At 47.6% G+C, this 22,454-nt stretch carries 18 protein-coding genes; 12 read left to right on the forward strand and 6 right to left on the reverse strand.

What is annotated here, in order from left to right; all coding sequences use genetic code 11:
• Nucleotides 1-120: 120 nt before the first annotated feature.
• Entirely contained in the window at nt 121-1,374 is a 1,254-nt protein-coding gene (gene metK, locus L0U89_RS00695; RefSeq protein ID WP_234859761.1) for a methionine adenosyltransferase, read from the forward strand.
• Between the two features lie 180 nt (nt 1,375-1,554).
• Here metK and L0U89_RS00700 read toward each other — a convergent pair whose 3' ends face one another.
• Entirely contained in the window at nt 1,555-2,151 is a 597-nt protein-coding gene (locus L0U89_RS00700; RefSeq protein ID WP_234859762.1) for a Crp/Fnr family transcriptional regulator, read from the reverse strand.
• A 104-nt stretch (nt 2,152-2,255) separates the two neighbouring features.
• Between L0U89_RS00700 and L0U89_RS00705 the strand changes: the two genes are divergently transcribed.
• From L0U89_RS00705 to L0U89_RS00735, 7 genes are all read left to right on the forward strand, one after another.
• The gene (locus L0U89_RS00705) at nt 2,256-2,861 is read left to right on the forward strand and encodes a flavodoxin family protein (protein ID WP_234859763.1); all 606 of its coding nucleotides are present in this window, start codon (nt 2,256-2,258) and stop codon (nt 2,859-2,861) included.
• A 2-nt stretch (nt 2,862-2,863) separates the two neighbouring features.
• Complete coding sequence (locus L0U89_RS00710) at nt 2,864-3,313, forward strand: DoxX family protein (RefSeq protein ID WP_234859764.1); 450 nt, start codon at nt 2,864-2,866, stop codon at nt 3,311-3,313.
• Nucleotides 3,310-3,930, forward strand: a complete 621-nt coding sequence (locus L0U89_RS00715) for a hypothetical protein (RefSeq protein ID WP_234859765.1) — start codon at nt 3,310-3,312, stop codon at nt 3,928-3,930. Before L0U89_RS00710 ends, L0U89_RS00715 begins: the two co-directional genes overlap by 4 nt.
• Before the next feature lie 455 nt (nt 3,931-4,385).
• Nucleotides 4,386-4,829 carry a DMT family transporter gene (locus tag L0U89_RS00720; RefSeq protein WP_040479000.1) on the forward strand — a complete coding sequence of 148 codons (444 nt, stop codon included), beginning with the start codon at nt 4,386-4,388 and terminating at the stop codon, nt 4,827-4,829.
• An 89-nt stretch (nt 4,830-4,918) separates the two neighbouring features.
• Complete coding sequence (locus L0U89_RS00725) at nt 4,919-7,228, forward strand: T9SS type A sorting domain-containing protein (RefSeq protein WP_234859766.1); 2,310 nt, start codon at nt 4,919-4,921, stop codon at nt 7,226-7,228.
• 216 nt (nt 7,229-7,444) lie between these two features.
• Nucleotides 7,445-9,022, forward strand: a complete 1,578-nt coding sequence (locus tag L0U89_RS00730; protein WP_234859767.1) for a phage tail sheath family protein — start codon at nt 7,445-7,447, stop codon at nt 9,020-9,022.
• A gap of 40 nt (nt 9,023-9,062) precedes the next feature.
• Nucleotides 9,063-9,515, forward strand: coding sequence for a phage tail protein (locus tag L0U89_RS00735; RefSeq protein ID WP_234859768.1), 453 nt, complete (start codon nt 9,063-9,065; stop codon nt 9,513-9,515).
• An 83-nt stretch (nt 9,516-9,598) separates the two neighbouring features.
• Here the strand turns inward: L0U89_RS00735 and L0U89_RS00740 are convergent, their stop codons facing one another.
• Nucleotides 9,599-10,594: a D-alanine--D-alanine ligase gene (locus L0U89_RS00740; RefSeq protein WP_234859769.1), complete on the reverse strand. Its 996-nt coding sequence runs from the start codon at nt 10,592-10,594 to the stop codon at nt 9,599-9,601.
• Nucleotides 10,595-10,804: 210 nt separating this feature from the next.
• Between L0U89_RS00740 and L0U89_RS00745 the strand changes: the two genes are divergently transcribed.
• Nucleotides 10,805-11,887 carry a metallophosphoesterase gene (locus L0U89_RS00745; RefSeq protein WP_234859770.1) on the forward strand — a complete coding sequence of 361 codons (1,083 nt, stop codon included), beginning with the start codon at nt 10,805-10,807 and terminating at the stop codon, nt 11,885-11,887.
• A 48-nt stretch (nt 11,888-11,935) separates the two neighbouring features.
• Here the strand turns inward: L0U89_RS00745 and radA are convergent, their stop codons facing one another.
• From radA to L0U89_RS00765, 4 genes are all read right to left on the reverse strand, one after another.
• Nucleotides 11,936-13,312, reverse strand: coding sequence for a DNA repair protein RadA (gene radA / locus L0U89_RS00750; protein ID WP_234859771.1), 1,377 nt, complete (start codon nt 13,310-13,312; stop codon nt 11,936-11,938).
• 546 nt (nt 13,313-13,858) lie between these two features.
• Nucleotides 13,859-15,202 (reverse strand): amidohydrolase family protein, encoded by a 1,344-nt coding sequence (locus tag L0U89_RS00755; protein WP_234859772.1) that lies wholly within the window; start codon nt 15,200-15,202, stop codon nt 13,859-13,861.
• A 1,007-nt stretch (nt 15,203-16,209) separates the two neighbouring features.
• Entirely contained in the window at nt 16,210-18,735 is a 2,526-nt protein-coding gene (locus L0U89_RS00760) for a M14 family metallopeptidase (protein WP_234859773.1), read from the reverse strand.
• Nucleotides 18,736-19,555: 820 nt separating this feature from the next.
• Nucleotides 19,556-20,263, reverse strand: coding sequence for a head GIN domain-containing protein (locus L0U89_RS00765; RefSeq protein ID WP_008624658.1), 708 nt, complete (start codon nt 20,261-20,263; stop codon nt 19,556-19,558).
• 204 nt (nt 20,264-20,467) lie between these two features.
• Between L0U89_RS00765 and L0U89_RS00770 the strand changes: the two genes are divergently transcribed.
• From L0U89_RS00770 to L0U89_RS00780, 3 genes are all read left to right on the forward strand, one after another.
• On the forward strand, nt 20,468-21,532 hold the full coding sequence (locus L0U89_RS00770) for an acyloxyacyl hydrolase (protein ID WP_234859774.1): 1,065 nt from the start codon (nt 20,468-20,470) through the stop codon (nt 21,530-21,532).
• Nucleotides 21,533-21,665: 133 nt separating this feature from the next.
• Entirely contained in the window at nt 21,666-21,947 is a 282-nt protein-coding gene (locus L0U89_RS00775) for a peptidase associated/transthyretin-like domain-containing protein (protein ID WP_234859775.1), read from the forward strand.
• A 66-nt stretch (nt 21,948-22,013) separates the two neighbouring features.
• Nucleotides 22,014-22,397 (forward strand): hypothetical protein, encoded by a 384-nt coding sequence (locus tag L0U89_RS00780; RefSeq protein ID WP_234859776.1) that lies wholly within the window; start codon nt 22,014-22,016, stop codon nt 22,395-22,397.
• The last annotated feature ends 57 nt before the right edge of the window (nt 22,398-22,454 follow it).

The raw sequence follows: 22,454 nt of genomic DNA on the forward strand, positions 1-22,454 counted from the left end.
GATTTTGTCAAATGCCTGTCTTAAATCCTATTGAATCAGTAGGGAAACTTGTCTCGTCTCCATTTTTTATTTCGCCCTGAAACCCTAATTTTACGAGCCGAATAAGAAAACTAACAGGATATGCCATATTTATTTACTTCAGAATCAGTATCTGAAGGACATCCGGACAAAATCGCCGACCAGATTTCGGATGCTTTGATCGATAACTTTTTAGCGTTTGATCCTCGTTCCAAAGTAGCCTGTGAGACCTTGGTCACCACAGGACAGGTGATTTTGGCGGGAGAGGTGAAGTCCGATACCTATTTGGACGTCCAATTGATCGCCCGTCAGGTGATCAACCGCATCGGCTACACAAAAGGAGAATACATGTTTGACGGCAATTCCTGTGGTGTGCTCTCCGCCATCCATGAGCAATCTCCCGATATCAACCAAGGTGTCGACCGCGCACATCCCGAGGAACAGGGCGCCGGTGATCAAGGGATGATGTTTGGCTACGCCACCAAAGAAACCGATAACTTCATGCCTTTGGCATTGGAGCTTTCCCACAGGATTTTGATCGAATTGGCCGCGCTGAGGCGTGAAAACAAGCATATCCAATACCTCCGTCCTGATGCCAAGTCGCAGGTAACGATCGAGTATTCTGATGATAATCAGCCACTCCGAATCGATACCATCGTGATTTCGACGCAGCATGATGACTTTGCAGAGGAAACCGCCATGCTTGCGAGAATCAAGGAAGACATGATCAGCATTTTGATCCCAAGATTGAAAGCCAAGCTGAAGCCTGAGATTCAGGCCCTCTTCGACGATAAGATTACCTACCATATCAACCCGACCGGGAAATTTGTAATCGGAGGCCCCCATGGGGATACCGGCTTGACAGGAAGAAAGATCATCGTGGATACCTACGGTGGCAAAGGTGCCCACGGGGGTGGTGCCTTCTCCGGCAAAGACCCCTCCAAAGTGGACCGTTCCGCAGCTTACGCAACCCGTCATATCGCCAAAAACATGGTGGCGGCAGGTGTGGCCGACGAAATGCTCGTGCAGGTTTCCTACGCCATCGGCGTTGCCAAGCCGATGGGCATCTACGTCAATACCTACGGTACTGCCAAGGTCAACATGACCGATGGCGAAATCGCCAAAAAAATCGGAGAGATCTTCGACATGAGGCCCTATGCGATCGAGCAGCGCCTGAAGTTGCGGAATCCCATCTATGAGGAAACCGCCGCCTATGGCCACATGGGACGCAAAAACGAGATTGTCACCAAAACCTTCCGGAATCCCTACGGTTCCACGAAGACCCTCGAAGTCGAACTCTTCACTTGGGAAAAGCTGGACTACGTCGACAAGGTCAAAAAGGAATTTGGATTGTAACAAACCAGTAAAGCGGCTCAGGCCGCTTTTTTGCTTTCTATCCGGCTTGTGTGAAAAATGCGATATACCTAACTACCACCTAGGGCCTATTCGATACCGAGAAGGGGTTTTGTTTTTTTGATGGATGTTGTCTATGGGTATTGCTTCAAGAATTGAAATACAATCAAGACTTACATGCCCCTATTTCAAATTATACTTTGACTCCTTTAGGCGCTTTTTAATTTTACTTAAAAATTCAGGTGAAATACCCAGGTAAGAAGCTACCAACCTCTGCGGAATCCTCACCTCAATTTTGGGATACTTTTTTACAAAGGACAAATACCTATCCTCGGCAGTCATACTGATGTTTTGAATAATCCTTTGCTGGAAAGCCACAAACGCCCTTTGTGTCAGGATCCTGAAATAGCGTTCCAATTTTGGGATTTTTTCATAAAGCAGTTCAAGGTTTTCATATGCCAATTCCAATACCGTGGAATCTTCGATTGCCTGTACATTGAACGTAGCGGGTACCTGCATGATAAAGCTGTTTAGGTCGCTGATCCACCATCCTTCGATAGCAAATTGTACAATATGTTCTTGTCCATTGAGATCAATAAAGTAGGTACGAATACTGCCTTCAATTACAAAGTTGGTGCAACGGCTGATAGCACCCTCATGTGACAAAAATTGGCCTTTCTTGATTTTCCGCTCCCTGACAAGGGAGACAATTAACTCTTTGTCAGTCTCAGAAAGCTTTATCTCTTTTTCTATGCTCTCAAATAGTAAATCTGCCTTCATCTTGAACTAGTTCAACTAAAAACGATAATCCAGTTTATTTCCCAGCCCTTCACCGCACTCTAATTTTGTATGGAACAAAAGGCGGAAAATCCGCACATAGAGACATGAAAGTAGCAATTATTTATCACAGTGGCTTTGGACACACCAAAATAGTGGCCGAGCGAATTGCAGAAGGTGCAAGAAAAAAGTTGAAGGATGTCATTTTGCTTGACAGCAAGATGGCGATACAGCAGCCCAAATTATTATTGGAATCTGACACCTTGGTTTTTGGCAGTCCAACATACTTCGGGAATGTGTCGGCCGAGTTCAAACTCTTTATGGAATCTACCGGTGGGGCCTGGGCCAACCAACTTTGGAAAGACAAATTGGCGGCAGGGTTCACTAATTCCTCCAGTACGAATGGGGATAAGCTCAATACGCTTACCAGTTTATCCATCTTCGCAGCCCAACACGGTATGCTATGGATTCCACTCGGCATAATGCCTAAATACGACAGCGCCGGTAAGCAGCTTCCCGAGCCAAACGGGATGGCCAGTTATTTAGGATTGATGACGCTGTCCAGCAATTCCCATGAGGAATTTTTTGAACCTGAAGACCTGCACACTGCAGAACTTTTTGGGCAACGCATAGCCGAGCTTACCAGGCAACTTAAATCGAAGTCCAAAGAGTACACCGAAAAAAAGAATTTACTCACTACAAAAACAATCTAAAAATGAAAACACAACTTTTGAACACAACTGAAAATTGGGGAGCAACAGCCATTCGTTTTGCTCTCGGAATTGTCCTTTTCTCTCATGGCGCCCAAAGTATGCTAGGGTGGTTTGGAGGGAGTGGATTACAGGCCACTATCAAGTTCCTATCAGACAATATGGGACTTCCGGCATTTATCGCAATTGCTGTCATCTGTATCCAATTCTTCGGGTCATTGATGCTAATTACCGGGGCGCTGACGCGGATTGCCGCATTGGGTGTATTTGGAATTTTTATCGGAATGGCCAGCTACCACTTAGATTACGGATTTCATATGAACTGGTCGGGCACCAATGCCGGCGAAGGATATGAATATCACGTGCTCGTTTTGTCGATGTGCGTGATGTTGTTCATTACTGGGGGAGGAGCACTGTCCTGGGATCGAAAAATGGTTAAAAATCATCCCTTATGATCCGATGGGTAGTCGTCTTGGTTGGGGTGTTCGCTGTTGCTGCCGTAAATGCACAAACCGCCACCATTGAGGCAATGCTGGGAAAACAGAATTTCTTCTACCAGCATACCATTTCAAAAAGTATGGGTAGTTCCCGGTTTGGGTTTATGCATACCTCTTCGCTTCACGCCTTTTATGAAGGGGAGGAGATGAATGAATTGATGAGCCAATCCTATATCACTTATTCTCTGACGGATTTTGTCAAGCTTGGCCTGGGCACATTTTACGCCAGCAAGCCGGGCATCTCGCCGTCTGCCTCCCTTCAATTCCGATATGCTAACCGTGATTTTAGGGCATTCCTAGTTCCAAGGGTTGATCTACAAAAAAGTGGATCAGTGGAAATGATGCTGTTGTTGGAGTATACGCCGGCTATTGCCGAAGGGGTCCGACTTTATTCCCGAGCCCAGCTGATGACCAACTATGGCCCCAATCATCACAACAGAAGTTTCCAAAATTTCCGTGCGGGGATGCTGCTTGGAAAAACAGCGGCGGGCATCGCCTTAAACATTGACGAACGGGGCAGCGAGGTTTCCACACTTTACAACCTTGGCGTCTTCCTCCGCCATGAATTGAATTAAATCGGACTGGGTAAGAAAGACCGTTTCCTGGAAGTGGTACTCTGCACTGCCTTATTGAATTCCTTTCTGTTAAAAATTTACTTCTCCACTATCGAATATTTTAAAACCATTTAAACTAAAAAAATCATGAAAACAATGATCTGCGTATTCCTTATCCTCATTTCTATTGAGACAAATAGCTTGCATGCATCGACTAGCCGTAACCTCCACATGCCTTCAAAGGGTTATTGGGTGGTAGAAAATGATCCTTTTAAGTGTGACCATGTCTTTGTCCACTATTATGACGTCAACGATAACATGCTTCATTCTGAACTCATCGTACTGCGTTCTGAAGATTTCCTTAACAATAGACTCAAAAGAAGATTCAATAAAAAGCTTAAACAAGTCCTATTCGAAGAGGAAATGACGAAAGCATCGGTTCTGGATAATCGATCGTTCTCAAAATCAAGATAGAAATGAACAAAATTTATTTAGTACTGGCCTTGGTAGCCGGGTTTGTCTTGCCGCTTCAAATTGCCTTCAACAATAAGCTGACATCTTTTTCGGGAAATGCCATCACGTCCTCGTTGATATCCTTTTCTGTGGGAACGATCGCCTTGGTTGTATATAGCATATCGAATCCTTCGGCAATGTACAAATCATTTTTGCAGATCGGTCAGTCCCCTCCTTATGCCTGGCTAGGGGGACTGGTCGGTGCATTTTATATCATTTCTACCATTGTTGCTTCACCAAGAATTGGGATCGCCGTGTTTTTGGGTCTCGTTGTTTGCGGTCAAATGGTGACCTCGCTTTTATTGGACCATTACGGCCTATTTGGAATGCCAGTAAAGCCATTCAATTGGGTAAAGGGGATAGGTCTCATTTTGGTGATTGCGGGAATCTTCCTGATCAAAAAATAACCAAGACCAATGGAGTTCTAAGTTGAAAATCGACCCGAATTTCCTTGAGGTTAAGTGAAATAGTGCAATTAGAAAATGGAATCAATATTATGAAGCTACTTTTTTTGACCGCAATCATACCGCTCGTTAGTGCATTTTCCCTGATGGCTCAAGAATTTTGGCATACCACAAGGGATTTTCCTGGTGGGGTCAAGACCTCGTTTGCAGCCAGAGAGGATTCAATATTGGTGGTGGGAACTGCCGATGGCATTTGGCTTTCGCGCAATGAAGGTTTTGAATGGGAGAAAAAATTAGCTTCATCCCACATTTCAAGCTTACTTTTTTCTTCTTCGGGGACTTTGATCGCAGGGGGAAATGGCAAGATCTTTTTTTCTGAAAACGAAGGATCAACTTGGGACTCGGTAGGAGTGGGTACTATTTATCCGATAAGGAAAATCATAGAGAACAAAGACCAAACGTATTTTTTTATTGCCAGTGGATTTACAAATGAGGAAGGATTTGTGGGAGATGGCGTTTTCTACAGTGGGGGTGATATCAAGACTTGGGAACCGCGAAATACAGGTCTGCCTACCGGATTGTTCGCAGCAGAACAACTCGCAGTCGATAAAAATGGCAGAGTCTATGTCAGCTTGCCGGATGAGAATACTTCTGGTAAAGGAGGATTATATTTTTCAGATGATATGGGCATGACATGGAGACAATCCGCTTTGTTGGTTGACAATCTCGGTATCATCAAAGTGTTGAATTCCTTTGGCATAAGCATTACCCCAGAGGATTCTGTAGTTGTAAGTGTGGCGGGGACCAATGTCAATTTTTCAACCAGGTTGAATTTGGTCAAGCATATCAATGATGTTTCTCAAGATTCCCCATGGAAGCCTTGGTCCGTCCGCAAAATTGGTAATTGGTGGGATGACCTCACATTAAATGAAATCCATTTCGCCAAAAACGGTGACTGGTATAGTTCTGTAAGTAGTTCTCGGAGTTCGGGAGGCTCCTTCTATTCCACAGATAAAGGCATGAATTGGGTAAAGAGGACAGAGGGAATGGGAATCAGCCAAACGGATCGGTTTGAGAGGAATTTTCACTATGAATCATCAGCAGGCAAAATATTTTTGGTTCAGCTTTTGGACGAGCGTGTATATTACACCAATCAGTCTCTAATGGCTCCGGTTATTCTTTCAGGAAAAGTCACCGATGATCAAGGCAAAGCATTGACCGGAGTGACTATTCAGGCAAAAAACAACATTGTACGCAGCAATTCAAATGGAGAATACGAGGTAGTGGTTCCCTCCGGTTGGTCCGGCAGGATCACCCCGACCTTGGGAAATTATGAGTTCAGTCCCGCATTTGTATCTATACAGGATGCCCGAAATCCGACCCAAAATATAAACTTTGTCGGCACCTACACGGGCACTTACTTCATTTCGGGCAAGGTAAGCGACGTCAGTAACCAACCTATTGCCCAGATTCCATTGTCAGGTTTTTCTGAGGTCGTGTATACCAATGATTTTGGATACTATGTCGGAGAAGTGCCGGCACGGTGGACAGGTACAATCACTCCCGAATTGACTGGCTACGAATCTAATCCCGGTTCGATGCTATACGTCGATGTGAGGTCTGACTTGGTAGACCAAAACTTCCTGATTCGAAAAATTGGCTCTGTATACATTATAGGGATAGTTAATGATGAAAACGGCCAATCTTTCCCAGGAGTCACATTAACGGGATTCCCTGAAACTACCAGAGTAGACCAGTCCGGAAAGTTTTTTGGTGAAGTACCTAAAGGTTGGACTGGGTCAATTACTCCTGTGGCGGAGGGATATACATTTGTTCCCAATAGTCTTCAGGTTACCAATCTTCAAAGTGATTTGGTCAATCAAGTTTTTGTGGCTATCAAAGAAACGGGGACATACCTTTTGTCAGGATATATCAAAGACGAACGGGAATCACCGGTCCACGATGTTCTGCTTACAGGTCTCCCAAGTGAAGTGAGGACCTTGGAAGACGGAAGTTATCGGATTGAATTACCCAAAGGTTGGACGGGCGTGATTACGCCAAAATCAGAAAAATACACCTTCGAGCCCGTTTCCATACCGATCAATGTACTTTCTGGCCAATTAGACAATCAGAGCTTTGTGGCAAACATTGTCACAGGAATTGAAGATGAAGAATTGGACCTTTTTGATGTTTATCCCAATCCTTCCAGGAGCAGAAGTATTCATATTCGGTCTGAATACATTGGAAATTTAACAGTTTTCGACTCAAGTGGCCGGAGAATATGGTCCGGCAATTCGAAAGATGCAATTGGGGCCGTCATTCATCTAAATTCGTCAGGAGTATTTTTTGTCAGCATGTCTTATATGAATCGCGTGCAGACAAGGAAAATAATAGTCTTTTAGGTTTGTGGAAAACAACAATGTTTGTCAAATAAAATGTTTGATATCATTGCCAGGATCCACCCAACCACCACCAAAGGACGATTCTTTGTCCAAAGGATTCGGGGGACTTTATCGTCCATTTTTATCCCGACCATCACCATCGCCGGAAAGGGAAATAACCTGATTTTAATCGTCTGATTTTTTGTAGCTTTTACAGCATGATTCCCCAAATGCATCATGGCACAAACCCAAAAAATTCCAGGCATTTATATAGAGGAGAAAAATGCTTTCCCGAATGCTGTTATAGAAGTCGCGACGGCGGTACCCGCATTTATCGGGTACACGGAAAAGGCTATGCACAACGGCAAATCCTTGCTTAACCGACCTACAAGAATTACATCTTTGTCGGATTATATGGCTTTTTTTGGGGCTGGATTTCACCCAACTTTCAAACTTGAATCTCCTCAAGAAAATGACAGCAAGAAGGGAATGTTGGGAGAAGCTGAAATGGCAATCAAATTTGCACCGCATAACCAACTTCTCTTTTTTGACAGCATCCGGCTGTTTTATGCCAATGGGGGAGGTTCTTGCTACATTGTCTCAGTCGGTACCTACGAGGGCAAAGACTCCTTGGAAATCCAAAAAGACCAACTTTTGGGTCATGGCAAGGACGAAAAAGGGAACCCTATTGACGGGGGTTTGCGCTCATTGGAAAAGGAACAGGAACCGACCTTGGTTGTTATCCCGGAGGCAGCCTTACTGGGGGAGGATTGCTATGAGGTGTACCGGGAGGTGTTGGCGCATTGTAATCAGATGCAAAACAGGATCGGGATTTTTGACCTCTTTGACGGGTTTAAAAATAAAGGCGGAGACGATCCGATAGATTTGTTCAGAGTGAGAATAGGGGCGGATTTTTTGAGCTACGGGACTGCCTATTATCCATGGTTACATACTACTATAGTCCAACAAGGGGAACTGAGTTTTAAAAACCTTGATCCTGAAATAGATTTGGAATCAATCCTTCAAGAGCCAAATGCCAAAAAATTGCTTAGGGAATTCCCGAAGGATGAAGCCCATTTTAGAACAGTATTTCAAAAAAAACAACCTCATATTTCGCAATCTGCGGAAGTCGATTTCGACGACTATTTAAATAGCAAGAAAGACGAGCTGAACAAGGGCTTGTTGGCAACCAGTCCAACTTATGCCTCCATCTTGGAAGAAATGAGAATCATGATGAATCTATTGCCCGCCGCTGCGGCGTTGGCAGGAATATACACCATGGTAGACAATAGCGTGGGAGTCTGGAAATCCCCAGCCAATATCTCCCTGAATGCCGTAATTCGGCCTGCCGTCGAGATTTCCCAGGAAGAACAAGAGGACCTAAATGTTCATATCTCAGGGATATCGATCAATGCCATCAGGACTTTTGCAGGAATAGGGACGCTGGTTTGGGGTGCAAGAACCCTCGATGGCAACAGCCTCGATTGGAGGTATATCAATGTCCGGCGAACGGTATTGATGTTCGAGCAATCCATCAAGCTTGCACTGGAAGCCTATGTGTTTGAACCCAATGAATCCAATACTTGGACTTCGGTAAAGAGTATGATTGTCAATTTCCTGACAAATAAATGGAAGCAAGGCGCACTTGCCGGCGCCTCGCCCGAGGAGGCTTTTGATGTTCAGATCGGATTGGGTGTTACCATGACGGGATTGGATGTGCTCGAAGGTAGGATGCTGGTTTCTGTCAAATTGGCCATCGTCAAACCTGCGGAATTCATCGTGCTTACTTTTGAACAACAAATGCAAAAACCCTAGAGAAAATGGGTAGCTTAGGCAATATTAATCCTTCGTGATCATGGCAGGAGAAACACAAGACAGCAATTGGCCTTTGCCAAAGTTTTACTTCAAAATAGATTTGGGCAGTTTCAAAGACGTTTCTTTTCAAGAAGTAAGTGGCCTGGAAGCGGAAGCCCAACCCATAGAATACAGAGGTGTAAACAGTCCAGTATTCTCTACGATCAAAATGCCCGGAATCGCCAAAATTGGTAATGTGACCATGAAAAAAGGCATATTCAAAAGCGACAATGCCTTTTGGGAATGGTACGGGGAGATCAAAATGAACACGATCGCACGTCAAAATGTGGTCATCAAATTGTGCGACGAAGGTGGAAACACAACCATGGTGTGGACATTGGCTAACGCATGGCCCACAAAAATCAGTTCCACAGACATAAATGCTGATGCCGGTGAAGTGGCTGTCGAAACCATCGAGTTTTCACATGAGGGGCTGACAATCAGCAACCAATAGATAATGACAGTATCAGGTTTTGTTTTGCCGAAAAAAGTCGCAGCCTGCACATACCCCTTGACAAAAGCGGAGGAACCGCAAGATCACTTCCCAGTCCCCAGCATCTCCTCAATCAACAGCGTATAGAAATCCGAAATCGCCATGCCCGTCGCCTTGACCTGTTGGGTAATCAAACTCGTCTCTGTTTGGCCGGGGACGGTATTGATCTCGATAAAATAGAAATCACCGCTGCCGTGTTCGAGGAAATAATCCACGCGCACCGAACCCTTGCAGTTGAGCTTTTGGTAGATTTTTTCAATAATGCGGTTGACGCGGGCGACTTCCTCGCCTGACATCCTGCCCGGCGTGATTTCCTCGGTAACTCCGGGCACATACTTGGCCTCAAAGTCAAAAAACTCCTTGCTACTGATTATCTCCGTGGCAGGAAGGACGGTAATGCAGCCTTTGGCTTTGTAGACACCAATCGAAAACTCCCGACCGGATACAAACTCTTCCACGAGGACTTGGGAATCTTCATGAAATGCCTTGTCCAATGCCTCCTGCAATGCAGAAGCCTCCTTGACCTTGCTCATTCCAATGCTGCTGCCGCCATTGTTGGGCTTGACGAAAAGGGGGAGTTTGAGGTTTTCCAAGATCTTTTCCGCCTGTCCGACCTGCTTCCCAAAAAGCTGCATGGACTTTGCCACGTGCAGTTCGGGAATGTCCTGCACAATAGCCTTGGTGTAGCCCTTGTTCATGGTAATCGCCGAAGTCAAGGCATCGCAGGTGGTGTAGGGAATTCCCAGCATGTCGAAATATCCCGCCAACTTTCCGTCCTCACCCGGTGAACCGTGGAGGATATTGAAGATCCCGTCAAATTTGATTTTTTCCCCGCCCAATAGGATCGAAAAATCGTTCAGGTCTACCGGGACTTTATCGCCGTTGCTGGTTTCATGATACCAATTCCCCGGATACACCAAAATTTTGAAGATGTCGTATCGGGCATGGTCGAGGTTCTTTTCGACGACGGCAGCACTCTTGAGGGATATCACCGATTCTCCGGTGAAGCCTCCGGTAACAAGGGCAATCTTTTTCTTCATAGCCCGTAAATGTAAAACGATTGCCGCAATCATGCATCGATCCAGCGCCGGGTATTGAAAAATTTTAGGCTTGGTTTGCTAGGTTTTTTCCGAATTTACTAATCCTAATCTACAGCAATACATCCAATTAAATCCATGAAGGAGGTTGATAAGCAAATATTTAGCACTAACTTGATTTCAGGTTGTTTTGGCCCTTAACCCAGTTTAGCCATGAAATTTTTCCCCGTTCCCAGTATTGTTTTCGCTTTCATGTTGGCTGTTCAAAGCCTGCTCGCTCAACAGGCGGATCAGCGTTTTTCCGAAGGGCCCTACCTCTACTTCAAAAACAATAAATTGCACGCCAAGTGGATTGAAGACGGACAGCTGAAATCGGCCGAAAACCTAAGCTCCGACAAACTCAAGACTTTATTCGGATGGGATTCTGGTATCGAAATCATCAAAAAGAAGATGAGGGAAAAACCGGAGCCTCAACAGCATTTTGCCAACGTCCAAAAAGTAGCTGTCATATCGGATGTCCACGGGCAATTTGGCCTCATGGTCAAGCTGCTGCGCCAACATGGCGTCATCGATGGCAATAATCGCTGGGCATTTGGCGAGGGGCATTTGGTGGTCAATGGCGATATCGCCGGGCGCGGCACCCAGGTTACGGAAGCGTTTTGGCTCGTGTATCATTTGGAGATTCAGGCAGCGGCGGCAGGAGGGAAAGTTCATTACCTGGCTGGCAATCACGAACAAATGCTCCTCAGTGGGGACAACCGATTTCTCCATGAAAAATACACCCAAAGTGCCCGCCTGATGGGCATCACCATCCAAGAGATGTATGGGAAAAACTCCGTCTTGGGGGATTGGCTACGCAATCGGCCCGCCATGGTCAAGATTGATGATTACCTGTTTGTCCATGCGGGCATCTCGCCGGAATACCTGGGCAGGGAATTGACGGATGAAAAAACCAACAAGTTGTTTTACAATTATATCCTTGGATCAAAACGACCCGCCCGCCAACTCAGCAACACGATCAGTTTTCTCAATGGGGAAAATGGCCCTATTTGGTACAGGGGCTATTTTGTGGAAGGTCAGGTAGATGGCAGCACGATTGACAGCATGTTGAAATACTTCGATGTACAACGGATCATCGTGGGACATACCTCGCTCCGCAGGGTCACCGCGATGCACCGAGCAAGAATCATTGCCGTGGATTCCAATATCAAGGAAGGAATCGACGGGGAAATATTGCTGATCGAAGGCGATAAATACTTTAGGGGCACGCAAAGCGGCGAGAAAATACCGCTCTAGAGAAAACCCTCCAAGGGTTCGAAACCCTTGGAGGGTTCCTTATCCTACTTACCCAAACATCCGCTGATATACTTCCTCCAGCTTGCTGACTTGCAGGATCTGTATTTTGAATTTTTTGAGATCCAAGCCCTTTACGGCATACTTGGAAACCATGATTTTTTTGAAGCCCAGCTTTTCCGCTTCGGCGATGCGGTTTTCGATACGATGGACGGCCCTGATTTCCCCTCCCAAGCCCACTTCGCCCGCAAAACACAGATCCCCTGGTACAGGGTGATCTTCATAGGAGGAAATCAGCGAGGCACAAACAGCCAAGTCCAAAGCCGGGTCATCTACCCGAAGACCTCCCGCGACATTGAGGAAAACATCCTGCTGTCCCAGGCGCATGCCCCCACGTTTTTCCAAAACGGCCAACAGCATGTTCAGCCTCTTGGAATCAAAACCGGTACTGCTGCGCTGGGGTGTACCGTAGGTCGCCGGACTGACGAGCGATTGGATCTCGATCAGCAGCGGGCGGTTCCCTTCCAACATGGCGCCGATGGCCACGCCATTGAGGATTTCCTCCCTTTGGGTCAGGAGGATTTCCGAGGGATTGGCGACGGGACGCAAGCCATCCGTCCGCATTTCATAAATCCCGAGCTCATTGGTCGAGCCAAAGCGGTTCTTGGAAGTCCTCAAAATCCGGTAGGACAAATGCCTGTCCCCCTCAAATTGCAGCACAGTGTCCACCATATGTTCCAATACCTTGGGCCCCGCAATTGAGCCGTCTTTGGTGATATGTCCAATCAGAAACACCGGCACGCCCGTCTCCTTCGCAAATTTCATCAGCTCCGCGGTACATTCCCGGACTTGGGAGACGGACCCTGCGGCGGATTCCACGTATTGGCTGTGCAGGGTTTGGATGGAATCGATCACCAAGAGGTCCGGTTCCAATAGCTCGATCTGCTGGAAAATCTGCTGGGTATTCGTCTCGGAGAGTACATAACAGTTGTCGGAAAACTGCTGCATCCGATCAGCCCGCATTTTGATTTGGGCCTCGCTTTCCTCGCCGGATACGTAGAGGACCTTCAATTGGGGCAAGGAAAGGGCAATCTGCAGCATCAGCGTAGATTTCCCGATTCCAGGTTCCCCGCCGATCAGCACCAAGGAACCCGGCACAATTCCCCCGCCCAAGACGCGATCCAATTCGGCGTCTTTGGTAACGGTCCTTGGTTGTTCCTCGAAATTGATCTCCTGCAGGCGCTTCGGCACGGCTGCCCTTTTCTCTTTGGCAGGACTCGCTTTCCATGTCCCCCGTCCAACTTCCTCCTTTTGGATCACCTCTTCCACATAGGTATTCCATTCCCCGCAGGAAGGGCATTTCCCGATCCATTTGGGACTCTGTGCTCCGCAGTTTTGACAAAAAAAAGTGGTCTTGATCTTGGCCATGGTAGGCGTTTAGTTAATGGTAATTTGTTATTGAGTTATTGGATAGTCCATAGTCGGCAGTCCATAGACCATAGCGATGGACTCGTTTTTTTTTGGTTATTGGATAGTCCATAGTCGACAGTCCAAAGACCATAGCGATGGACTCGTTTTTTTTTGGTTATTAGTTATTGAGTTATTGGTGTATTAGTGTTCCTGTGTTGGTATTATTCGACATTCATCACTCAGCGTTCGATATTCGTTATTCTTATAGTTGGTCGATAGTCCATAGACCCCGTCCCAGCATTCGTACTTCTAACTTCGTACTTCGTGATTTAGGTTATTAGTGTATTGCTGCTTCCACGGTGGCATCATTCGACATTCATCATTCGGAGTTCGAAGTTCGATATTGGTCCATAGTGGGAATAGTTCATAGCTCGTTATTTCGTATCATTTCCGATTACTCGAATTCAACATTCATCATTATTAATTCATCATCAATTACTTTAGAAGGTCTTCAAGTCCGCCATTTCTTGGTACTTCGTACTTGGTACATCGTACAATACTCTCCTACCTCACCCTCTTTCCATGCTTGATCACCATATCGACATTTTGCAGGAGGACGACATGGCGTAGTACATCTCCCCTGACGGTGATGATATCGGCGTATTTTCCTTCGGAAATAGTCCCATAGTCCTTGTCGACCTTCATGGCAACTGCGGGCCAATAGGTCGCCGCTTTGATTGCGAGCATCGGGTCATAGCCAAACTCGTTGACCCAGACGTCCAACTCGTTCCAGGTGCTTTGGCTGTGGAACTTCATCGGAATGCCGCTATCAGTTCCGATCAGCATAACCACCCCGGATTCTTTGAGTTGGTTGAACTTCTTCTCCAAAGTCGGCTTGCGCACAGGTGTAAGTTGGAAGTAGGGCATCCTGCCCGGGAAACGTAAAGATGCCCGGATATCGCGGATGATGGAATCCGGTAAACCCAAATGCCAAGAAGGATCGTCCAGTTTCTCGGGGTTGTTGCGGGTATACTCGTAGTTGAAAAGGCCCTCGACCGTGGGCGTCCAAAACAACGGCCCCATATTCATCTTGGCGGTCCTTTCCTTGATCATGGCCACGATATCGGCTGGATACTCGGGGGCAGATGCCAAACCCGTATGCTCAAAACAATCCACGCCGATCTTGAGGCCAATGCGGATTTCGTCCGGCCTGTGTGAATGGGCAATCACGGGCTTGCCATATTTGTGCGCTTCATCCACCACGGCCTTGGCTTCCTCAAAAGTCATCTCGTCATGGTCGATCAGTTTGATCACATCCACACCCGCATCCACGAGTTTCTTCACCTTGGCCCGGGCATCTGCGGCGCCGTTGATACCCCAGCGGAAAGCTTCCGTACCGGGATAGGGGGCCTTTTGGATAAATGGCCCAGAAACATAGATCGTCGGGCCGGGGATTTCGCCTTTGTTGATGCGGTCACGGACCTTGATGCTGGCTTCCAAAGGTGCGCCGAGGTCCCGGGCCGAGGTCACTCCCGCCATCAAGAGTTGATGCGCAGAGGAGGGCATAATGACTGATTCAAAAACGCCGATATAGGTACTGTCCCAATGGGTATAATTGCTGTGTCCATTGATCATAAGGTGCACGTGCATGTCCCAAAGCCCAGGCATAACGGACATACCTTCGGTGGAAATGATCTCCGCATTTTTCGGAATCTCGATGGAACCGACTTGGCCGATTTCCTTGATGCGTTCACCTTCGATGATAATGACGGAATTCCGCAACGGCGGCCCGCCGAAGCCGTCAATCAACGTGCCTCCGACGAGCGCTTTGGTGTTTTGCGCATACAAGGGAAAGGAAACCAAGAACAACAGAAAGACGATAGCAGGTAAATATCTGTAAGTTTTCATGGGATTGGTGGTTGGTGCTTGAATTTAGGAATAATAACCTTTCGGTAAATTTCCTTCTGTCAAAAATCAATCTCCCTGCTTTCGGGATTATCCACAACTTGTACGCTGAAAGCCTTCCTTTGTCATTCCGAGGCACGAGGAATCTATCGCAGTTCTTAGCAACCGAATGACCCCTCTCCACGATATCAATCGGGATCGGTGTGACAAAGGAAAGCCTATCCCCTGAACTCTACGCCAGAAAAAGGGTGAAACCTTCCTTTGTCATTCCGAGTTTTTAAAATTTGGCATTTACAGAAAGGAGATGACAACAGACTCAAACCCCCAACGGGGGTTGAACCTTGAATAGCCCCGGGTTTTTCCCGATAATTATCGTGGACCGGGGTAGCGTTTGATGCGAATTTGGATCAACCCCAAAGGGGTTGAACTATTGATGTTGGGATTCTTGTCATTGGTAGGCACGAGGAATCTATTCTGACTGGTGTAATAGCCCCCTCTGCCGATAGCTATCGGCACTAGGGTGACAAATTGAGGCCTGTTTTTAACGTGAGGCCTAACTGGGGCTGAGGTGATCAATTCTTCAAACTGCACAAATTACCTCAATCGATCGCGCGGAGGAATGAAAGTCCACCGGGCCGGCTAGGGCCTTGCGCGATAGCCTAGGATTGGACTTTCTTGTCCTTTTTTGGTTACTTTTTTTGACAAGAAAAAAAGTAACAAGAGAAAGAGAGAATGGTAATCCCGTCCGGATCGGAGAGTGAGTAATGGTATTGAGCCAATTGCAAATTGGCAGAGATAGGATGGCAGGCAATGACAGCTGCGTCCTATCACTCCGTTTCCGAAAACCATTCAAAAAAATCGGGGAAGAATAGGTTCGCCCCATCCTTCCCCGACAATTCTTGTTGATAAAACTTTTGGATATTCGATCCTCAAAATACCTGAAGGCTATCTCTACATCAACTCCAACCCAATAACCTTATAACTTAATAACTTTTTAACCTTCTCATCCCCTACTGCCCTACCAAAAACACGGCATTGGCTACCAGCAATTTTCCATTTTCCCAGAATGCCCGGAAAATCGGATTGTCCGAGAAATAGATCACCTGTCCACGGCCATGGTTTTCCACCCCGAAGGTCATGGATTTTGGCATTTTGGGCTTGAGCTTGTTGCCGATATAGCCGAAGCGATAAGCCTCGGCATCGGGAATGATACCTACGTTGACACCCTTGTCCAAATAAGCAAACCGGCTGCCGTTGTTTTTCAAAGTATAGAATTTATCCCCCAATCCAAATCCAAGCGGATGGGTAGGGTCAATTTTCACTTGGTAAACGGCGCCCGCCGCAGTCGTGGCGATGCCCATGCGTTCACGGTCCTGATAAGGCTCCAACCTTTCCACATTTTGGATATCCTTCTCGGTCTTTTCGGCGGCCTTTTTCTCCTCTTCTGTATCGTACCTGCTGAGGTCAAAGCCTTCCTTGTCGGCAAAGGCGTTCATGGCGTTTTCGAAGGCGATGATGCGACCGCCTGCACGAACCCATTCCATCACCTTTTTCAGGTTGTTGTCGGAAAGTGAACCTCCCCAAGACGAGGGCACAATCAAGACTTGGTACTTGCTAAGGTCTGCACCGCCCAAACTTCCCGCATCCAATACAGTCAAAGGATACTTGAGCTCCTGCTCAAAGAAATACCAAATTTCCCCAAAATTGAGGGAGGAAACCCCTGCACCGGAAAGAAGGGCAACTTTTGGTGCGGTGATCGGCCTGACTTCGGGTGAACCAAAGTCCTTGCCTTTTTCCACATATGCCGATACTGTGCTCTCTAGACTGATTTCAAATTTGTTGGCTATGTCCGTGACTTTCTTGTCGAAGTCGGGCACATATTGGTTGCCATTTCGGTGGATGATCAAGGTACCGGATGGGTAATTCTTGCCATTGATGGTAAATGCCTTCTCGGCATATCTCACGCGTACTTTCGCCTGCAGCAAAGCCGCCAAAAACTTCGCATGTTGGGTGGCATGCCAAGGTGCCAAATAGGCCACGGGTGTTCCGTTCACCTGATTGGGGGTAAACGCGGGTTTTTCAAATTTTTTCCCCGCATCCAGCCTTGTCTCCAAGGCATAGGCTTGTAGGCCGTAGGCATAGGGCAAAGCCCAGCTTGTGATATCGTAGGTAATGCTATCCTGGAGTTTTGCCTCTGGCTCGAAGAGCACCTGGGTCAGGACCGACTTTGCCTGATAGGCGTTGAGCACGATATCCTTGTCGGTGGCGGCAAAAGTGGCGGTCTTGCCTGTATTGTAATCCAATCCTTTGAGACCGGAAGCTGCCTTGGCATAGCCGTATTGGATATGGTTTTTGTCCAAAAGTGCCAAAAGCGCCTTCAGCCTTTCGGGTTTTTGGTCACCTTTGATGACGAAGCTTTTGTACTTGCCACGCGGGTTGCTGCGGTTGGATTGGAAATACTTCGCAAACTCATCTGTAAGCCTCGCTGCATTCAGCGCCGTCACTTCCACGGCGGAGATGCCCGCCGTATGTTGATGGGCAATCCGTTCCTTCAATGTCACTGTGTCGCCAAGGGCATTAAGCATCCCAACACCCGCACGTCCTGAACCGCCTTTTTCGATCGTCATCCCAATTGCGCCATTGTACATGGGATAGGTGTCGCCGTAGGAAGGATACAGCAAGTCAAAGCGCTCCTTGGTGAAATACAGCCAGCCGTTTTGGTCAAAATGCTTGGCGGTGTTTTTACCATAAATATCTTGGAACTCATGCTGGAAAGCCGAAAGCTGCTCGTGCAAAGGCTGCGCCGCCGGGGCAAAATAGAAGGGCTCGTTGATACCTTGCTCGTGGTAGTCCACAAACAAGTGTGGCATCCACTGATGGTAAAGTGCCAAACGCTGTTGGGTCTCCTGTTGCGTCTGCCAAGCCCAATCCCGGTTGAGGTCAAGCAGGTAATGGTTGGGTCTGCCGCCTGGCCAAGGTTCCGCATGTTCCATGGACTGCGGGTCCGGCTGCATAATGCTGTTCTGCTTTTGGTTGTACCACATCGTATACCGGTCCTTGCCGTCAGGGTTGGCACAAGGGTCGATAATGAGAACCTGGTTTTTCAACCATTCCTTTGACTGCGCATTTTTTGGATCTGCGACCTGCCAAAAGGTCGTCATCGCAGCTTCCGTGGCCACAGCCTCATTGCCGTGGACATTGTATTGCATCCAGTTGATGGCAACCTGCGTAGCAGGACTGCCTTCGACCATTCCGGTCCGCTTGAGGTTGTCGAGGCGGATATTTTCCAAATTGGCCATGTTTTCAGGGCTGGAAACAATCGCTACAAAAAGCGGCCGATGCTCGTAGGTCTCTCCATAATAAACCAACTTCACGTTGGGTAGGGTGGCCGCGAGGTGCTCAAAATAGGCCACCACCCGATGGTGCGGCGTGAAGCGATCGCCCATTTTGTAGCCCAAGAATTCCTCAGGGCTCTTCTGTGCCATGGCCGTTCCAGCAAGGAAAAACGCCATTATCAGCAACCATTTGTTTCTCATAAAGTCTTTTCGGATTTAGAAGGCGGCAAGATAAGCGGAATTGAAGAAGCCTGCAAAGGGAGAGCGACCGGGAAAAAGCTAAAAGGTTTGGATGGCGATGGAAGGGGAGGAAAGTCGGCAGTCGCAGAGATCAGTTGGCAGACTTTCAGTTATTGGTGGATTGGACCTTCCCGTCGGAGGTCATTCGATATTCATCATTCGACATTCATTATTCGTTATTCTTATAGTTGGTCCATAGACCATAGTCGATAGTCCATGGACGTGGCTCCCGTACCTTTTCACCCTCCCCAACCCTCCCTTGAGGGAGGGAGAATCCCACAGCTTTTGGGTTCCCCTACTTGGTACTTCGTACTTGGTACATTGTACAAATCCCCTCGTCCTCCCCCGTCATACTTCTAACTTCTACCTTCGTACTTTCCCCTACTTGGTACTTCGTACTTAGTACTTGGTACAACCCCCTCGTACTTCGTTATTTGGTTATTGGTTATTAAGTTATTGGTGTATTGCTGGGTTCTGCTAGGCACTGTTCGACGTTCATCATTCGTTATTCTTATAGTTGGTCCATAGACCATAGTCGATAGTCCATGGATGTGGCTCCCGTACCTTTTCAACCTCCCCAACCCTCCCTTGAGGGAGGGAGAATCCCACAGCTTTTGGGTTCCCCTACTTGGTACTTCGTACTTGGTACATTGTACAAATCCCCTCGTCCTCCCCCGTCGTACTTCTAACTTCTTACCTCGTACTTGGTACTTTGTTCTTGGTACAATTTCATTCGTCCCTCCCCCCTCGTACTTCCAACTTCGTACTTCGTACTTATCCCTCATTTCCTCGTCACCTTCCCAATCCCATCCACCTTTTCGTTGACGGTCTTGGGATTGCCGGAGTATTCCACGGCCCCGATGCCGTTGACTTCGATGGACAGATCCTCTTCGCAATGCACCGAAACCCTTCCGATTCCCGAGCTCTTGAGGCTCAGGGTCTGCGCTATCAGCCCGGAAGCATCCACATTGCCGATGCCCTCATTCACCAAAAGCACGTCCGTGGCTTTGCCTTTGAGCTCCATATTGCCCAGGAGGTTAAACTCCGCATCGATACTTTCTGCCTCGATGTCCAGCTTGATATTGCCCACGCCTTTGCCTCTGATGAGGATATTGTCCAAGGTCAGGGCCTCTTCGGTCTTGATATTGCCGACGCCCTCAAAGGTAAATTCCTCCAAATCAGCCACAGCGAGGTGAACAGTCAGTGATTTGTTCTGGAAAAAACTCGTTTCCCCCTCCTCCATGCTCAGTTCGAGCAGGTCCCCGTTTTGCTTGACCTGAAGTTTATCGGCCATTTCCTTGTCGCCCTCGATACGCAGGGAAGCTTGGTCCGATTGGGAAAGGACGAGGCTAAACACCCCATTGATCTTCAGGCGGGATACCCCATCCAGATCACGGGTTTCACTTATTTGTTCGCCAGTATGTTTGTTGCCCGAATTACAGGAAAACATCCATGCGGCGAGGAGGATACCCAGAAATAGTCTTTTCATAATGCTGTGGTTTGGTCTTTGAATTTAAGGAATTGGCACGAGAATGCGGCAGTTTCCCTGCAAAAAGCACATGATACACAGCCAGCTTTTGGTTTCAGACAAAGCGGGCTAACCACTTGGCCATCCTTTCGTTAGCAATCTCCGACGGTGGTTGAAAAAAAAGAATGAAGCTGCTTTACTTTACGCAAACAAAATTGCCTGATTTTGGATCATAAGGTAGGATTGACAGGTATGGGAAAACGCTTACTATTTCTGGCAGCACTTTTTCTTTGGGCGGAATCAAATGCCCAGAGCGTCAAACGCTTCTCGCTGGAAGGACAATATGGCTTTATCATTCCCCATTCTCCCGAACTGAAGCCCCTATCCGAATCGAATCCCTACGGCTTCAACCTGCATTACCAGGTCCTTAAAACCGACAAAACCAATTGGGATGCCTGCGCTTGTTTCCACTTCCTCGGCGTACAGCTTTCCCATTACAATTTTGCCAATCCCGCTGTTTTGGGTTCCGCTACGAGCATCACGGGGACCTTTGAGCCCATCCTTTGGCAAAACAATCGCCTGCGGATCTCCCTCCTCACCGGGGTCGGCGTGAGCTATCTGACCGAATATTTCGATGCCATCGAAAATCCGGACAACATCTTCTTCTCTTCTCCGATTAGTTTCTTGGGCTTTGTCAGTCCAAAATTGGAATACCGTTTTTCGGACACTTGGTCCGCCCACCTGTCCTTTGCCTACAACCATATCTCCAACGGCGGCCAACGCCAACCCAACAAGGGCATGAATTTTCCCCTCCTGGGCTTAGGAATAAATTCCTATCTCCAAAATCCGGAATTGCCCAGCCATGAAAAAGCACCCATTTCCAAAAATTGGGTAGGCTACATCGACGCGGGTTTTACCACGAGTGAAGTGACGGGTTCTACGGCCAGAAAGCCGGTTTTGGGCTTGGCGCTGGGGGCGTACCGTTCCGTCTCCCGGATCAATGCCCTCGGTGGAGGCTTGGATATCGTGGGGGATTATGCGGTCAGCAACGAATCGCCCGCCCTGATGCCGGCCGTTTTTGTTGCCAACCATTTCCTGTTCGGAAAATTCGACTTCAGCCAGCGCATGGCCCTGTATCTCCACAAACCCGACAACTACCAAACGGCGGCTTTCTACCAACGCTACCTGTTGATGTACCGCGCGTTCCGCAACGTGTCCCTGGGTGTCTCCATGAAAGCCCACGGTCATGTGGCCGAACACATGGACCTGCGGATCGGCTATCGGTTTTGAGCGCAAAGGGGGATAGAAACCTTGCCCGGTTTTGGAATTTAACTGTATTTACCTCACCTAATTGAGAAATTTTATTGGGTGTTTTATGGGTAGAAAAGAACTTCATACTTTTATAAGTTATTTATGAAAAATTATGATTAAAACGATTAAATCCTCTCTTGCCTACCTAGTGTTACTTGGCTTTTTGGTTTCATGCGGTTCCGACACGCTTGATCCAGCTCCGACTTCGGGTACAATCTCAGGCTCAGTTTTGTTGTTTGACGAAGGATCAACCAGACAGGAAGACGCCGGTATGAAAGTCACCGTCGAAAATTCGAGCCCGGCGATTTCGGCTGTAACCGACGCCGCTGGAAAATTCCAGCTCTCCAATGTCCCCTTTGGCAACTATGTCTTGGTGTATGAAAAAACCGGCTAGGGCACGTTCAAGAAAAAGGTAGCCGACCACAAGGCGGCTTCCACACCGATTACCGACACGCCCTCTTTGGGTAAAGTGTCCACCACGACCATCACCGCCGTGGAACTCGGTATCACCGGAGGCAACCTGGTCACGGCCGTCACCACCTCACCTGCAGGCAACAGCAGCAACAGGCGCTATATCCGTTATTTTTTCAGTGATACGCCGGATGTTTCCAATACCAATTACAAGGGCTTTTCCCCTACCTATGTCGTACAGGATGCCCCTTACAGCAAGACATTCACCCCAGCCGAGTTGACCTCGTTTGGCGTCAGCGCCACGGGAACACTCCACGTCCGTGTCTATGGTGACTCCTTTTTCACCAACGACTACGTAGATCCGGTGTCCAACAAAAGGGTTTTCCCCAACCTGAATGCGACGACCGTGGCCTCAAAGTCCGTGACCTTCTAGCCTTTGAAAATAAGCCTCCGATAAAACGGAGGTTTTTTTATTTTAGGAAAAAATGCT

It is taken from the genome of Mariniradius sediminis, from assembly GCF_021491425.1.
Taxonomy (GTDB): Bacteria; Bacteroidota; Bacteroidia; order Cytophagales; family Cyclobacteriaceae; genus Mariniradius; species Mariniradius saccharolyticus.